The sequence below is a fragment of the Microcoleus sp. Pol11C2 genome (assembly GCF_036701505.1).
GTDB lineage: Bacteria > Cyanobacteriota > Cyanobacteriia > Cyanobacteriales > Microcoleaceae > Microcoleus.
In genome coordinates, this window is the sequence record NZ_JAUBQX010000003.1 from 174,392 (window position 1) to 189,152 (window position 14,761).

14 protein-coding genes are annotated in these 14,761 nt (G+C 46.5%); 11 read left to right on the forward strand and 3 right to left on the reverse strand.

Going from position 1 to position 14,761, the window contains the following annotated elements:
* Positions 1–41: 41 nt before the first annotated feature.
* Positions 42–1,184: a hypothetical protein gene (locus QUA42_RS03350; RefSeq protein WP_333135117.1), complete on the reverse strand. Its 1,143-nt coding sequence runs from the start codon at positions 1,182–1,184 to the stop codon at positions 42–44.
* Between the two features lie 319 nt (positions 1,185–1,503).
* Positions 1,504–2,343: a diaminopimelate epimerase gene (dapF, locus tag QUA42_RS03355; RefSeq protein ID WP_333135119.1), complete on the reverse strand. Its 840-nt coding sequence runs from the start codon at positions 2,341–2,343 to the stop codon at positions 1,504–1,506.
* A gap of 312 nt (positions 2,344–2,655) precedes the next feature.
* On the opposite strand from dapF, the gene QUA42_RS03360 reads away from it, so the two are divergent.
* Complete coding sequence (locus QUA42_RS03360; RefSeq protein WP_333097600.1) at positions 2,656–2,868, forward strand: Hfq-related RNA-binding protein; 213 nt, start codon at positions 2,656–2,658, stop codon at positions 2,866–2,868.
* 137 nt (positions 2,869–3,005) lie between these two features.
* On the opposite strand, the gene QUA42_RS03365 is transcribed toward QUA42_RS03360, so the two are convergent.
* Complete coding sequence (locus QUA42_RS03365) at positions 3,006–5,321, reverse strand: cation:proton antiporter (RefSeq protein ID WP_333135121.1); 2,316 nt, start codon at positions 5,319–5,321, stop codon at positions 3,006–3,008.
* 118 nt (positions 5,322–5,439) lie between these two features.
* Here QUA42_RS03365 and QUA42_RS03370 point away from each other — a divergent pair, with 118 nt between their 5' ends.
* From QUA42_RS03370 to QUA42_RS03415, 10 genes are all read left to right on the forward strand, one after another.
* Positions 5,440–6,534: an acyltransferase gene (locus QUA42_RS03370; RefSeq protein WP_333135122.1), complete on the forward strand. Its 1,095-nt coding sequence runs from the start codon at positions 5,440–5,442 to the stop codon at positions 6,532–6,534.
* A gap of 290 nt (positions 6,535–6,824) precedes the next feature.
* Positions 6,825–7,061: a glutathione S-transferase domain-containing protein gene (locus QUA42_RS03375; protein ID WP_333135124.1), complete on the forward strand. Its 237-nt coding sequence runs from the start codon at positions 6,825–6,827 to the stop codon at positions 7,059–7,061.
* Between the two features lie 35 nt (positions 7,062–7,096).
* Positions 7,097–8,158 carry an NADH:flavin oxidoreductase/NADH oxidase gene (locus tag QUA42_RS03380; protein WP_333135126.1) on the forward strand — a complete coding sequence of 354 codons (1,062 nt, stop codon included), beginning with the start codon at positions 7,097–7,099 and terminating at the stop codon, positions 8,156–8,158.
* 59 nt (positions 8,159–8,217) lie between these two features.
* Positions 8,218–8,955, forward strand: coding sequence for an SDR family oxidoreductase (locus tag QUA42_RS03385; RefSeq protein WP_333135128.1), 738 nt, complete (start codon positions 8,218–8,220; stop codon positions 8,953–8,955).
* 64 nt (positions 8,956–9,019) lie between these two features.
* Complete coding sequence (locus QUA42_RS03390) at positions 9,020–9,313, forward strand: hypothetical protein (protein WP_333135130.1); 294 nt, start codon at positions 9,020–9,022, stop codon at positions 9,311–9,313.
* Positions 9,314–9,341: 28 nt separating this feature from the next.
* The gene (locus tag QUA42_RS03395) at positions 9,342–10,247 is read left to right on the forward strand and encodes a D-hexose-6-phosphate mutarotase (RefSeq protein ID WP_333135132.1); all 906 of its coding nucleotides are present in this window, start codon (positions 9,342–9,344) and stop codon (positions 10,245–10,247) included.
* 332 nt (positions 10,248–10,579) lie between these two features.
* Positions 10,580–12,106, forward strand: coding sequence for a phosphomannomutase/phosphoglucomutase (locus QUA42_RS03400; RefSeq protein ID WP_333135134.1), 1,527 nt, complete (start codon positions 10,580–10,582; stop codon positions 12,104–12,106).
* A 52-nt stretch (positions 12,107–12,158) separates the two neighbouring features.
* Positions 12,159–12,386, forward strand: a complete 228-nt coding sequence (locus tag QUA42_RS03405; protein ID WP_333039991.1) for a hypothetical protein — start codon at positions 12,159–12,161, stop codon at positions 12,384–12,386.
* A gap of 489 nt (positions 12,387–12,875) precedes the next feature.
* Positions 12,876–13,817, forward strand: a complete 942-nt coding sequence (locus QUA42_RS03410; protein WP_333135136.1) for a M23 family metallopeptidase — start codon at positions 12,876–12,878, stop codon at positions 13,815–13,817.
* Between the two features lie 208 nt (positions 13,818–14,025).
* Complete coding sequence (locus tag QUA42_RS03415; protein WP_006631395.1) at positions 14,026–14,562, forward strand: late competence development ComFB family protein; 537 nt, start codon at positions 14,026–14,028, stop codon at positions 14,560–14,562.
* Positions 14,563–14,761 lie beyond the last annotated feature (199 nt).

Genomic DNA, 14,761 nt, shown 5'->3' on the forward strand with positions numbered 1-14,761 from the left:
TATTTGTTGGTGATAATAACCAATTATCAACTGACAACTGACTATAATGTTTTAATTTGTTTAATCACCCAATCAAAAGTTTGCATAACTTGCTGGAGGGCAGATTCATCTTGCAAAGTAAACAAAGCCAGACTCGGCGACCTTCTCTCACCCGGTTCTATAGGCAGCGACAGACCGATAGAACTAAACTTATTTCTCAATTCCAGCCAATTTAGCTCCGCATTAAAGGGTGGCTGGGAACCGTAATTGTCAGCAGAAATCTCCATTCTGCCAGCAATATCTACAGTGAATAACTGATAGGGTTTTCTTCCCTTGTGAGGCAATTGAGCGGAGAAACCGCCGTAGGCGTCCCCCGTTCCCCAATGGATTTGAACTTCGGGTTCTTGACTTTTTGCCCACAAGTAAATTGCTTTTGCCATTTGCGCCTCGTCCGCGCCTCGTCTAGCTTTGATTTCCGCAAAAAATGAAGATTCATCCCAGCGCCTTCTTTCGCGCGTTGCGCTGGATTTTTTCTGCTGTGCTTCGGCTGTCTGACCGATGACTCTAGGAACCAGCGTTTTCAAACCATCTTCACTTACATACTGCTTAATTTCCAGGGCTAAAACTTCAACCGGGTCCATTTGTTCGTTGAGAAATTCCACAACTCGGCGCATTTCAGCAGAAATCTCGTCAGCTACAAATACTAAGCGAACTTTACCCGCTTGCAAATTAGTTTTAACTTTCTGCCAAAATAGGTCTTCATTAGCATCCGCACCGAGAAACTCTTCAAAAATCTGTTCAGGATCGCGACCCCGATCGCGACAATTAGCTTCAAACAGAGCAATAATTGAATCAATGGGCCAGTAAAACAACGCATTAGCAGCATAGTCGATCGACTGACCCAAAACTTTTTGCCGCAGTTCGGCATTCGGAGTTCGCCGCACATCCACCAAAGTAGGAACTGCATTTTGGTCGAGAAACAAATGATCCAGCGACCACTGCACCGCTGTTTCCTCATCGCTGGGTGCTGCTTCCCGCGAAATTAACAGCCACCTCCGCGCCGTAGCGCGATCGATTTGGTCTCCCGCGATCAAATTGGGATAAGTTACTAGCAAATCTTGTAACTGGTCTTCCGAGTCGTAGGGCTGTTCCATCATTTCTACCAGCCTGTCGTCATCCTGAATCAGATAAATACCTCCAGCCATGCCAGCCCACCTACTTAATTTTAGATTTTAGATTTTAGATTTTAGATTTTAGATTTCAGGCTTAGTCCAGCCGTCATTAGTGATTGTCCTGCCGTCCAGCCGTCATTGGTCATCGGTCATTAGTCATCGGTCAGAAGGAGTTTTTTGTGGAATTGACAAACAAGAAAAATTCTTGAATTCAAAATTTTTCTTTAATGATGAAGAATGCTCAATGACTAATGCCTTGCGCCTTGTGAACTAATTCTCTAAAGACTGATTACTGATGACGGCTGGACTACTCTCAACTGTCAACTGTCAACTGTCAACTGTCAACTGTCAACTAACTAATACAACCAGTAAATACTCGCTGTGCCGGCCCGGTCATGTAAATCCGCCCAGAAACTTCTGCCCATTCGATTTCCAAAACGCCGCCTGGGAGTTCAACCGCAGTTACCCGATCGCACTTCCCTACCAACACCCCAGCTACCACAGCAGCACAAGCACCAGTCCCACAAGCTAGAGTAACACCCGCGCCTCTTTCCCACACCCGCATTTTTACGTAGTCTGAACGTATCACTTGAATAAACTCCGTATTGGTACGCTGCGGGAATGCTTTGTTGTGCTCGAATTGAGGCCCGACAGTTTCTAAAGCAACAGCCGCAACATCCTCTACAAAAGTAATGCAGTGAGGATTGCCCATGCTGACACAGGTAACAGACCAAGATTTATCAGCAACTTCGATCGGCACATCTATAGCTTTGGCATCCGCAGCAGCCAAAGTTGTTGGAATTTCCGCAGCCAGCAGCCGGGGCACTCCCATATCCACCTTTACTTGACCGTCCGATCGCAATTCCGGGGTAATCACACCAGCCAGAGTGTGGATGCGGTACTGAGTTTTCGCCTCTGACCCTTCCAAATCGGCGATAAACTTAGCCAAACAGCGAATCCCGTTGCCGCACATTTCCGGTTCCGAACCATCGGAGTTAAAAATCCGCATCGTATAATCAGTGTCGTTTTGCCCCGGAAGAGCAAATATCACACCGTCTGCGCCAATCCCGAAATGTCGATCGCACAAATCCACAGCTTGTTCTGGCGTGATCACCGGTTCTGACGAGTGGCGGTTGTCAATCAGAATAAAATCATTTCCCAGTCCGTGATACTTCGCAAACTCGATCGGCATAAAAACAAACCTCTTTTGGTTAAAACTGATTAGATAATTTGATGACCAAATTACCCATTTCCCAGTATTATAAAACTTTATGCAATTTATAGTCCTTTCTATTGAAATATAAACCCATATAATATTTGTAACTCCCCAGGGATATCTAATTAATGCTGATGTCAATGGCTCAATGAATATCGGTCGAAAACTGGCCACCAAGGGGTTTCTACCTCATCTGGTAGAGGCGCTTGTAATTCTGCCAGCACGGGTTAAACGGTATAAACAGAAGAATATGGTTTAAGGTAATATTTGACTATATTTTTCTGAACTATGTCTGAATTTGAAACCGGATTGCCCAGCGTTCGCTTAATACAAAGCTACATCAAAGACAAACAACAGGTGGAGATCAAACTCCTTACCGGCGACTTACTAGCGGGCAGAATTTTTTGGCAGGATAATAGCTGCATTTGCCTCCTCGATCCCTCAGAAACACAAATTCTGATCTCGCGGCCAGCAATTGCTTATCTCAAACCCAACGGCTGAGGAGACGGGGAGAGTCGGAGAGGGGGATAGTGGGAGAATGGAGACGGAGAGATTGGGAGAGGGAGACAGTGGAACAAATCTTCCTTCTTCCCTCTTCCTTCTTCCTTCTTCCCTCTTCCTTCTTCCTTCTTCTTTCCCTAATCGCTAAACAGCTTTTCGATGACTTGGGCCTTGACCAAAGGCAGCTTTAAAGCAGGTTGCGGCACCGGTGGTGATGCCGTCCGCTGCATCAAGCCGAGCTCGTAGAAGCCGCCACACAGCAGCAAACGATCGCCTTCTTGCAAATTCGTAGTTCCGTCGGGCCAGCGAGTAAATTTCCCTTCCCGGCGGATCGCCCGCACCTTCACCCCGTACTGGGTCAGCACATCTACCTCTGACAGTTTTTTGCCGGCCCAAGGGCTCTTTGCTGGTAGCCTCAGCCACTGGCAAGAACTGTCGCCTTGCGGCACTGCAACTTCCCCCTTCGCCAGCAACTCAAAACTGATGAGTTCTTCCGGTTCTCCTACTACAAAAAGTCGATCGCCCGGCTGCAAAGCTGTCTTCCCGTTAGGATAATCAATTTCCTCGCCATTCTCGCGGACGATCGCCATCACACTGACCCCTGTCAACTGGCGTAGGTTAGTTTCTTCCAGAGTCATGCTGGCAATGGGAGAACCCGACGGCAAGTTGTACCACTCGCTGTTCATATCTCGAACCGCCACTTTCAAATCCCGCGAAACCGCCAAAGGTTCGCGCGGTGGCCGCAATTCCAGATAGCGGCTGCTGCGAATTTGCTGCACATCTCGCCCGATCGCCATTGCCGAGAGCCCCATGCCAGCCAGCAAGTGGGAAGACAGTTCTAAACTGGCTTCAAACTCCGGCTGCACGACTTCCCAGGCCCCCAGTTGGTAAAGCAGTTCGATGTCTTTATCTTGGTTCGCGCACACCACAATATCCAAATCCGGGACTAATTCTAAAGCCCGTTTCAGACACAAGCGAGTGCTCATGGGATCGGGAAGGGCGATCGCCATTGCTTTTGCCCGTTCCACCCGGGCGGCTTCCAATACGTGCAAGCTGGCAGCATTCCCGTAAATGTAAGGAATTCCTTGCATTCTGCAATCTTGAATTCTACTTTCTGACTCGTCGATAACCACAACTGAACAGTTGCGGCTTTGCAGCATTTTGACTAAAATTCTACCGACTCGCCCGTAGCCGCAAACCACAACATAATTTTGTTCCGGCAAACTTTCAGCTATTGCCACAGGTTGAGATGTTTCGTCAAAATAGCGCTGTAAAGGCCCGAAATTTTCCGCCCATTTCAATAACTGAGGCACGCTTCTCAACACAAACGGAGTCAGCACGAGGGTGACTGCTGTCGTGCCTAAAATTAACAGGTAAACGTCCCGCGAAACCAGCCCCATAACTTGACCGGAACTAGCGAGTACAAAAGAGAATTCTCCTATTTGAGCTAAGCCCAAACCTGTGATTAATGCTGTTTTTAGGGGATAGCCAAATAGTCGGACGATCGGGGCGATGATCAAGAATTTGCCTACAAATACTAGAAATACCAGTCCCAGAATTAATTCTAGATGGTTCCAGAGAAACACCGGGTCGATTAACATTCCGATGGTGACAAAAAATAAGGATGCAAAAATATCTCGCAAAGGCTCGACATAAGTTAGAGTTTGGTCGGCATATTCCACCTCCGAAATCATTAAACCCGCCACAAATGCGCCCATCTCGATCGAAAAACCCAAATATTCTGTCAGCAGCGCAATCCCTAAAGCCAAAACCACAACTCCCAGCAAAAACAGTTCCCGACTTTCTGTTTTCGCCAGGTAGCGGAGCAACTGCGGTACAAGCCAAATGCCCGCGCCTACAGCACCGATAGCAAATAACCCGATCCGCAGCAGGGCCCACGCTACCGTCATGCCGATCTCTTCTGCTGGCTGATTGAGTGCCGGCAAAACGGCTAGCATTAGCCCCAAAGCCAAATCTTGAACTACTAATATTCCCAGCATGACTTGACCGTGGGAAGTACCGGATTCATTGCGCTCCATCAAGCACTTGAGTACAACTGCTGTCGAGGAAAGCGACAGAATCGCTCCTAAAAACACCCCTTGAGCGGGCGATTCTACCCAGCCTACAGCCAAGGAAATTCCAGTAGTAATGGCGATCGTCAGCACAATTTGCAAGCCCCCCCCGCCCAAACTAATGGTTTTAACTTTCTGGAGTTCGGCGAAAGAAAATTCCACTCCCAAGGCAAACAACAGAAAGGCAACCCCGAATTCAGCCAGGGTGTCTACCTGAATTAATTCTTTAATCAGCCCCAAACCTGCCGGCCCAACTACGATCCCTCCCAGGAGATACCCGAGAATTACCGGCTGTCGCAATAGCGATGCAAAGAGTCCTCCTGCTGCGGCAGCAGCGAGAACTAGAACTAAGTCAACGATCAGTCGGAAGTCTTCTTGCACAAGTTTATGAAAAAAGTATAAAGTTATATTATAGTGTCTAATGTGTTGACTATGTTTGGGGCGTTGACTATAGTTGAGGAACAAGCACAACGGCCACCCTTGACCCAGGTATTTTCTCATGGCACAGAGTTCAACTCCTCACAAAAAGCTTAACCTCTTGCAAGTTTATCGAGGGATTGCGGCTGTTTTAGTGGTAATGTTTCACCTCAACGATATGAGTGCTGAAAGATTAAATCAAGTTACTTTTTTTAATTTATTTCAGGCCGGGTGGAGCGGTGTTGATTACTTTTTTGTATTGAGCGGTTTCATCATGGTGTATGTTCACCGATCGGCGATCGGTAAAAAAGACCAGTTAAAATCGTTTTTAGTCAAACGTGGCGTGCGAATTTACCCGATTTACTGGATAATAACTCTAACAGTTTTGTGTTTCTTTCTAGTAATTCCCGGTTTTGCTAACAATAAAGATTTAAGTTTGGGACAGGTAATTGTGTCGCTGCTCTTGATTCCTCAAAAGGACAAGCCCATTCTGGATGTAGGTTGGACTTTAACTTACGAAATATATTTTTATATATTATTCAGCATAGCTATTTGGCTGAAACCCAAACATTCTGCGCCTATACTTTCGGCTTGGTTATTGGTAACGATTTTAAATTTTTGTAAACTTATAAACTTTCCCAAATCTTTTTTCTTGCTAAATCAAGTATTTGGCAATATGAATCTAGAATTTGTTTTGGGCTGCTTGGCTGCCTATATTGTGATTAAATATAATAATAAGATCAGCAAGTACAGGTGGATATTATTTGGCATAGCAAATGTAGGATATGTTATTTTAGGAATGTTCGTCGCATGGGGAAACACAGACTTGGAGCGCGTCACTACTTTTGCAGTGCTAGCAGCTCTGTTAATCATTGCTGCCACTTCCATAGACCTCAAGGATTCCCCAAAACTTCCTGCTTTTTTAATTTTCTTGGGAGATGCCTCATACTCGATATTTTTGACCCACGGGCCGCTGATTTCAGCAAGTACAAAAATTCTGCAAAAGGCGAATTTAGGAAAATATTTTGACGGTTTCTTTGCTCCGGCTCTACTGGCATTGTTCGCCGTAGTTTTCGGTTGTATATTCTACTCTTTGATAGAAAAACCATTAACAGTTTTTATGCGGAAAAATATTGTTGAAAAAATGTTTCGTCCCAAAGTACAAGGCGGAATTTAAAAAATCCGAAGGTGGGCTGCTTTTGGAAGCTAATAATTCCGAGACTGTCTGCTGTGAAATTAATCTCCTTCTAACGGGTTATTGTTACTTTCGGACTCCCAAGCCTAAACTGTGATTTTATTCCTCAAAAACCCACTCAGTTGAGATATTTAAACTCTATAGTGACAAGCCCTCGGATGCCCCAGATTATGGGGATAATGCACAGCCATCTCTATGCACTCGCGATCGAGTCAATTGCCATTGAACGTCTGATTGTGTCCAGCCAGGAAAGTCAAACTGACGAGGAGTAGGTGAAAGCTGCAGTAGCGCCTGTAAAGACTGCGCTAGAGGCGATCGACTCCCTAACTGCTGGACACCCGTATGAGCTCGGTCACGAACTGAGCATTGCCGATTTCTACCTAATTCCCGCCTTCACCTACCTATCGCAAACCCCAGAGTACGAAGCAACGATCGCGCGAACTTCAAAGCTGCGGACTTGGTGGAATGAGGTCAGTCAACTTCCCAGTGTAAAGAAAGTCTGTGCTTGACATCTGTACACTTTATAAATCAAGGGTTTACAACCATGTCGCATTTATTTGAGCCATTGGATCAACGCGGTGTTACATTCCGAAATCGCATTGCAGTTTCTCCCATGTGTCAATATTCAAGCGTTGATGGATTCGCGAATGATTGGCATTTGGTTCATCTCGTCAGTCGAGCCGTAGGAGGCGCAGGGCTGGTGATGACTGAAGCAGCAGCAGTCGAGCCTGAAGGACGAATTACGCCGCAAGATTTGGGAATGTGGCAAGATGCTCACATTGAAATGTTGGCGCGAATCGTCGAGTTAATTCACCGCAACGGCGCGGTTGCGGGAATTCAACTTGCTCATGCAGGTCGAAAAGCCAGTACAGCACTTCCGTGGGATGGCGGCGATGTGCTTTCGGAATCTCAAGGAGGATGGACTTCGATCGCCCCTAGCGCCATTCCATTTGAACCCGATAGCCCCGCCCCGCTCGCTCTGAGTATCGAAGACATTCAAAAGTTGACGGCATCCTTTGTCAACGCAGCTCAACGCGCTCTCGCAGCCGGATTTGACGTAATCGAGATTCATGCCGCTCACGGCTACCTACTGCATGAATTTATGTCTCCCTTGAGCAATCAACGGACTGATGACTATGGTGGCACTTTTGAGAATCGCATCCGGTTTTTATGTGAAGTCGTAGAAGCGGTGCGAAATGTTTTGCCGGATAAAACACCGCTTTGGGTTCGCATCTCTGCAACCGATTGGGTTCCAAATGGTTGGGACATTGAACAAAGTATTGTACTCAGTTATAAATTAAAGTCACTGGGCGTTGATTTAATCGATTGTTCTTCAGGCGCAATTGTACCGGGTGAAAAGATTCCGACGGGTGCAGGTTATCAAACTACCTTTGCCGATCGCATTCGACGCTCCGCGAACATCGCCACCGGAGCAGTTGGTATGATTACTGCACCCGCGCAGGCCGATCACATCATCCGTACAGGTCAAGCAGATATGGTATTACTTGCTAGAGAAATGCTGCGCGATCCTTATTGGCCGATGCGGGCTGCGAAGCAACTACGTCAATCCGTGCCTGCTCCTATTCAATACGATCGCGCTTGGTAATTAAGCGGATTGGCGATCGGTTTTAGGTGAGCAGATTTAATCAATTAACAGGAGTGAATATGTCTGAGATTCAAAACAAGGTTGTCATCATTACAGGAGCAAGTAGCGGTTTAGGTGAAGCCACCGCTCATCGTTTAGCTGCCAGCGGAGCCAAACTCATGCTTGGTGCCCGCCGCGAAGATAGACTCAAGGACTTGGTGGCTGCAATCGAAAAAACAGGTGGCACAGTTGCCTATCGAGTCACCGATGTTGCCGATCGCGCCCAGGTGCAAGCATTGGCTGACGCAACGTTGGAAACCTATGGGCGCATTGATGTGCTGGTCAATAATGCGGGTTTAATGCCACTGTCTCCCCTTGACCAGATTAAGGTCGATGAGTGGGATCAAATGATTGATGTCAACATTAAAGGCGTACTTTACGGTATCGCAGCAGTGCTGCCCACTATGCGCCAACAGAAGTCGGGGCACGTAATCAACTTGTCGTCTGTTGCAGGACATAAAGTATTTCCGGCGGGGGCAGTTTACTGTGCTACCAAGTATGCCGTGCGAGCGATTTCCGAAGGGCTGCGCCTGGAGTCAAACGGTGAAATTCGTTCTACCAACATTTCACCCGGTGCGGTTGCGACTGAGTTGACCAGTACCATCACTCATGGTGATACGGCATCAGGGGTGAATCAGTTGTATTCAGTCGCCATTGATGCCGATGCGATCGCCCGGGCGATTGCCTATGCCATCGAGCAACCCGGTGATGTGGATGTCAACGAAATGATCATCCGTCCGACTCGTCAGGAGTTGTGAAGTGGGGCGCATGAAAGTCTATCGGCTCAAGTGAATTTAACCCAATGGCTCAACGGGAGACCGAATGGCTGGTGAAATGGACTACCTTCGAGGTTGCACAGGTAAGCCGTTGCTGCTGATTCATAGTTGGGCGGGAAGCTGGCGATCGGGGCATCCCATCCTTAACGAGCTCGCTGCTAAACGCGATCGGCTTGCTTACGAAGAACTCAGCAAGGTGCGTCGGCGGGTTCGATCGCACATCCCCTCGCGATCGGTTGGCACTTCCAATCTGTTTGTCGGAGGGCATCGTTGTGTCGATCGCACCTTCCCCCCTCAAACCCAACAAGATAATCAATCTAGAAACCATAATATCGGATAATTGTAAAGCAATTCACCAAGCCAACAGCATGAGTATTGACCAATTAAACACAGACTACGGCATTGCCGGGAACCTCACCTTCGCCACCGGAAACGGTGGTTTCCCGATGATTCACATCGACAACGGTCAAGCCAAAGCCTTAATTTCTGTGTATTCCGGTCAAGTTCTCTCCTTTCAACCAGCCACCGAAGCCACAGACTTGATGTTCGTCAGCGAAAAAGCCTACTACGCCGAAGGGAAAGCCATCAAAGGCGGTATACCCATCTGTTGGCCCTGGTTTGGCCCAGATCCCGATGGCTTGGGGCGTCCGAGTCATGGGTTTGTGCGGAATCGCCTCTGGAATGTGCTAGACACCGCCACAACCCCAGACGGCGCCACCAAAGTCACTCTAGGACTCAAGGATACCGATGAAACTAGAGCAATTTGGCCCCAAGCCTTTGAACTGGCGATCGCAATTACGATTGGCACCACCCTCACGGTAGAATTAATCACCCGCAATCTAGGCGACAAAGCATTTCCCCTCACGCAAGCTTTCCACACCTATTTCCAAGTCGGGGATATCAACCGTGTGCAGGTTTTAGGTTTAGAAAATAGCCACTATCTTGATAAAGCGGATGGTGGTGTCGAAAAAACTCAAGTGGGTGCAGTTGTAGTAACAGGTGAAGTCGATCGCATTTATCTCGATGTCACCAATGAATTAGTCATTGACGATAGGGCCCTCAATCGTCGGATTCGCATTAAATCATCGGGTAGTAAATCCGTCGTAGTGTGGAATCCCTGGGTGACAATTTCTGCAAATATGGCAGATCTTGAGGATGAAGATTATCAGCGTTTGCTGTGCGTAGAAACGACCAATGCAGCTACAGATATTGTGGAAGTTCCCCCTCATGGTGAGTTCCGCTTGCAGGCAATTTACAGCGTTGAACGCGACTAAGGAATTAGAGCTTAATTTTAGCGGTGATGGAGCCAAAATTCCCAGTAAGCGGTTCAACATTTCAATTGGATATTTTGGGCGTTGCTGAAATCCCACCCACAAGACTGGGATTGTTTCTTTAAATACAACTTAAATGCCGATTAGCTGATTGAATTGAAAAACTCTGTCACCCTAATGACTAATAATACCAAATCCCAAATTTCTCCCCTGTTGATTTCTTAGTCTGCGCAGGACGTTCGGCGAAGCTGAGTCGAACCGTCTAGCCACAGACAAAACTTTGTATGATCGGTTTCAACCGCCGACTCCGATCTTTTTACTTACCATCAATTATTATGCAAAACTTCAACTGGACAAAACTTCAAAATGGATCAGACATTCGCGGTATCGCCCTCGAAGGCGTTCCCAATGAAAAAGTCAACCTAACGCCCGAAATTGCGACAATCTTAGGTAAATCCTTTGTCAGTTGGCTGGTGCAAAAAGTCAATAAACCAGCTTCAGAATTAACGATCGCGATCGGGCGTGACAGTCGCCTATCAGGACCAACCTTAATGCAAGCAGTCATGGAGGGAATCGCCTCAGTTGGTGCAACCGTGTACGACTTTAAAATGGCCTCAACCCCCGCCATGTTTATGAGTACCATTACCCCTGGTTTTGATTGCGACGGCGCGATTATGCTCACAGCTAGCCATTTGCCATTTAATCGAAATGGTTTAAAGTTTTTCACTCCCAAAGGAGGGTTACAAAAGCAGGATATTACAGATATCTTAACACTAGCCCAAAGCAATTACTTTCAGCCAGCCTCATCGCCCGGTAAGATTACAAAGCATGATTTCATCTCAGTTTATGCTAACCAATTTGTTACAAAAATTAGGGAATCAGTCAATCATCCCGATAATTTTGAGGAACCACTAACAGGACTAAAAATTGTTGTGGATGCAGGCAACGGTGCTGGCGGTTTTTATGTTGATAAAGTCTTAAAACCTTTAGGTGCAGACACCACGGGCAGTCAGTTTTTAGAACCCGATGGTACTTTCCCCAATCATGTGCCAAATCCCGAAGATAAACAGGCAATGCAGTCGATTTGTCAAGCGGTAATTGAACACCAAGCTGATTTTGGGATTATTTTTGATACCGATGTCGATCGCAGTGCGGCTGTCGATCAAGTTGGCAAAGAAGTAAATCGCAATCGCTTAATTGCGTTGATTTCTGCGATCGTATTACAAGAACACCCAGGCTCTACCATTGTTACTGATTCTATCACCTCCGATGGCTTGACACAATTCATCGAACAAGATTTAAAAGGGATTCACCATCGCTTTAAACGCGGCTACAAAAATGTGATTGACGAGTCGATTCGCCTCAATGAAGCCGGACAGGAATCATGGCTGGCGATTGAAACCTCGGGACATGGAGCTTTGAAAGAAAATTACTTTCTGGATGATGGCGCTTATTTAGTCAGCAAATTATTGATTAAATTGGCTAAATCCAAGTTAGCAAACCAATCTTTGCCAGATTTAATTGCGAATTTAAAAGAACCCGAAGAAAGTGCAGAATTTCGGATTAAACTTGGTGTAGATGATTTCAAGGCTTACGGCGAGCGCGTTATTGAACAACTGCAACAATTTGTCTCAACGCAAGCAGACTGGAAAATAGTTCCCAATAACTACGAAGGTCTGCGAATTTCCTGCACGTCACCTAGCGAATCCGGCTGGTTTCTGTTACGCTTATCACTCCATGATCCGGTGATGCCTTTGAATGTTGAGTCTAATGTTAAGGGTGGTGTTGCTCACATAGTGGCTCGGCTTTTAGCTTTTTTCCAAACCACAGAATCCCTTGATTTTTCGGCATTATCGACCTAAGTGTTACTCGTGTCAGACTATTAATCAACCAAACACAAGGAGGAATTTAATTATGTGGCTTTTAATCATAAAATGTTCTGCTGCAAGCTGGGATACTCATTCCAAAGCTTTCAAAGCGATCGCTGCCAAATATCCTGCCACACCTCTTTCTTCCAAAAAGATGAAAGGCGATGCTCAACGCATCATGGAATATCAGCTTGAGGATGTCAATGATGTAGAGGAATTTATGGAAGAATGCTTAACCTTAAATGGTTTCACCGCTACCTTTGAATCCCTATAAATTTAGGTGATTGATTATAGCCATTCTCAATTTTTATCTCATACCATTTTAGAGGGGAGATTTTAAAATAGGGAATAAATACTGTATTGCCCAAAACAGGCTACAATAACTAGAGAATTTGAAGAAGGTTCTCGGCAAATAAACTTATTGCCAAAAAAGAATTGATTTAAAAGTAGAGGAGTTAAAAATAATTATGTTGTAGCGCCGTGAACTATAACTAATAGCAATGGTTGAAAGTTATGCAATAGTAGCTAGGGTGGAAACGGTAGTGTGAGCGTCTGGCTCAATCGGGCTTTCCTCCCGGTTCTACGGAAATTTTTATTATTCTTATCACCTCAAGTTAAGTATTTATTTAAGTTAGTCTCTCATCTCCAGATATTTGACCAAGCTTTTTACCTACGGCTGTTTCTCTCGAATCATTGCGGATTGGTATAGTTAGTCTAGATATTAAAAATATATCAGCGAGACAAAGGTTAAGGACAGCTAGTGATGGTAATGACTGTGAATCGAGACAACTGTGCGCTAAGTACGGAAATAATTACAGGTCGGATTTTGCGGTGGGGGCAGTTGAAAGCAAACAAGCTAACCGCCAGTTCGATCGGGGGAATTGTTGCTGGCTTTCTGAGTTTTGCCCTGCCGGTGCAAGCTTTGCAGGTAGTTGTGACGCCGACAAATCCCCAACTGGGAGATACGCTGTCAGTAATGATTCAGGTTGACGGTAACGGCGGGGAAACTCCAACAGTTTCTCTACAGCAAAAAAACTACCCCGCGTTTTCGATCGGCAACGGTCGCTTTCGGGCTCTGCTGCCGACGACGCCGGTAGAGAAACCCGGTGCCCGCCTTCTTCAAGTCGCAGGTGATGGACAAGTGCAGAAGTTGAGCGTGCAAGTGCGCGGTCGAGATTTTCCCACCCAATCCATCTGGCTTCCGCCTGGGAAAGACGAGGAAGGTACAGATGCCGAATTCGATCGGGTAGACGCATTTAAAGCACTGGTGACACCCCAAAAATTTTGGGACGGCAAATTGTTGCGCCCCAACTCCGGCGAAATTACCACTATTTACGGGGTGCGACGCTATTATAATGGGGTATTTGCTCAAGACTACTACCACCGCGGCGTGGATTACGCGGGTGCTTACGGTTCCCCTGTAGTCGCACCAGCAGCAGGCCGGGTGTCTCTAGTGGGACGCGAATCTCAAGGCTTCAAAATCCACGGGAATGTCGTTGGTCTCGACCACGGTCAGGGGGTAGCAAGTATTTTGATGCACCTCAGCCGGATTGATGTCAAGGAAGGCGATGTCGTGAAAGCCGGTCAAGTAATCGGTGCTCTGGGGTCAACAGGGGCTTCCACAGGCCCTCACTTGCACTGGGGACTTTACGTGCATGGGCAGTCCGTCGATCCTGTACCTTGGCGGCTTCAGGGAGTTGAGTAGGAGTTTTTACAGGTTTTGACGGATTTATCAGTCAATTATGGGGTAAGTTTGTGGCTAGGGTGTGCAGATAACTGTGATGGGTGATCAGTATTGAGTTAGGATTTGTATAAAATTTCTCAACTCAACTCTCAAAACTCGAATCTCAAGACGCTAAAAATCGCGTCTTCACAAAACTTTATTGATGATGCCGTTGAGCGGGGACGCATATATGAGTATTGAAAAAATTGTTGAACAGGCTTTGCAGGATGGCTATTTAACGCCGTCAATGGAAGCTGAGGTGGGACGGATCTGCAATACGGCTTCGGAATTGTCGATCGAAGAGTACATGGCTCTCGATCGTCTGATGGGCTCTTTGTTGACTGGCGAAGTTGTAGTTCTGCCACGCAAACAGTTCATCAACGTGATGGAAGAGTTGGTACTCAGCGATGCGATCGCTAGGGTGGCCGAAATTGAAGCGACGAGCGACCTTAGTCTGGATGTGGGAGATATTGCAGCTTATGCTTTAAATAGGCTGCCACCTCTGTACGCTACGACGGAAGAGGGAGCTCACTTTCAAAGGGCTAGGGCTAAAGAGCAACTTCACGATTTGATTTCCAAAGAAGTCAACGCAGCGATCGCCCGCAACTTGGACAGGCCCGACACCCCAAACCCAACAGCTTTGGGCAAGTCTTCGGGAAATGAAGTTCTTTCACAGCTAAGCACTTGGCTGCAAGCTAACGCCACTAATTTTGAGCCACAGCCTTAGTACGACCCCAAAAGCTCTATTTATGGTTAAGTCGATCCCGCTCAATTCAGAAAGCGGGATTTTTAGTTTCTGAGCCAGTAAGATTCATCTGAAGGCAGAAGCCATAATTCAAGAACAAAAAATTAAAATTTAAGAGTTTTCTATTTTATGTAAAAAATAAAAAACTCCCTCTTCCTTGTTCCTGAAATCGGTTACATCC

What these genes read in the sequence shown, in the direction of transcription:
- QUA42_RS03350 (WP_333135117.1), bottom strand. Translation starts at nt 1,184, where the DNA reads ATGGCTGGAGGTATTTATCTGATTCAGGATGACGACAGGCTGGTAGAA.
- dapF (WP_333135119.1), bottom strand. Translation starts at nt 2,343, where the DNA reads ATGCCGATCGAGTTTGCGAAGTATCACGGACTGGGAAATGATTTTATT.
- QUA42_RS03360 (WP_333097600.1), top strand. Translation starts at nt 2,656, where the DNA reads ATGTCTGAATTTGAAACCGGATTGCCCAGCGTTCGCTTAATACAAAGC.
- QUA42_RS03370 (WP_333135122.1), top strand. Translation starts at nt 5,440, where the DNA reads ATGGCACAGAGTTCAACTCCTCACAAAAAGCTTAACCTCTTGCAAGTT.
- QUA42_RS03380 (WP_333135126.1), top strand. Translation starts at nt 7,097, where the DNA reads ATGTCGCATTTATTTGAGCCATTGGATCAACGCGGTGTTACATTCCGA.
- QUA42_RS03385 (WP_333135128.1), top strand. Translation starts at nt 8,218, where the DNA reads ATGTCTGAGATTCAAAACAAGGTTGTCATCATTACAGGAGCAAGTAGC.
- QUA42_RS03390 (WP_333135130.1), top strand. Translation starts at nt 9,020, where the DNA reads ATGGCTGGTGAAATGGACTACCTTCGAGGTTGCACAGGTAAGCCGTTG.
- QUA42_RS03395 (WP_333135132.1), top strand. Translation starts at nt 9,342, where the DNA reads ATGAGTATTGACCAATTAAACACAGACTACGGCATTGCCGGGAACCTC.
- QUA42_RS03400 (WP_333135134.1), top strand. Translation starts at nt 10,580, where the DNA reads ATGCAAAACTTCAACTGGACAAAACTTCAAAATGGATCAGACATTCGC.
- QUA42_RS03405 (WP_333039991.1), top strand. Translation starts at nt 12,159, where the DNA reads ATGTGGCTTTTAATCATAAAATGTTCTGCTGCAAGCTGGGATACTCAT.
- QUA42_RS03410 (WP_333135136.1), top strand. Translation starts at nt 12,876, where the DNA reads ATGGTAATGACTGTGAATCGAGACAACTGTGCGCTAAGTACGGAAATA.
- QUA42_RS03415 (WP_006631395.1), top strand. Translation starts at nt 14,026, where the DNA reads ATGAGTATTGAAAAAATTGTTGAACAGGCTTTGCAGGATGGCTATTTA.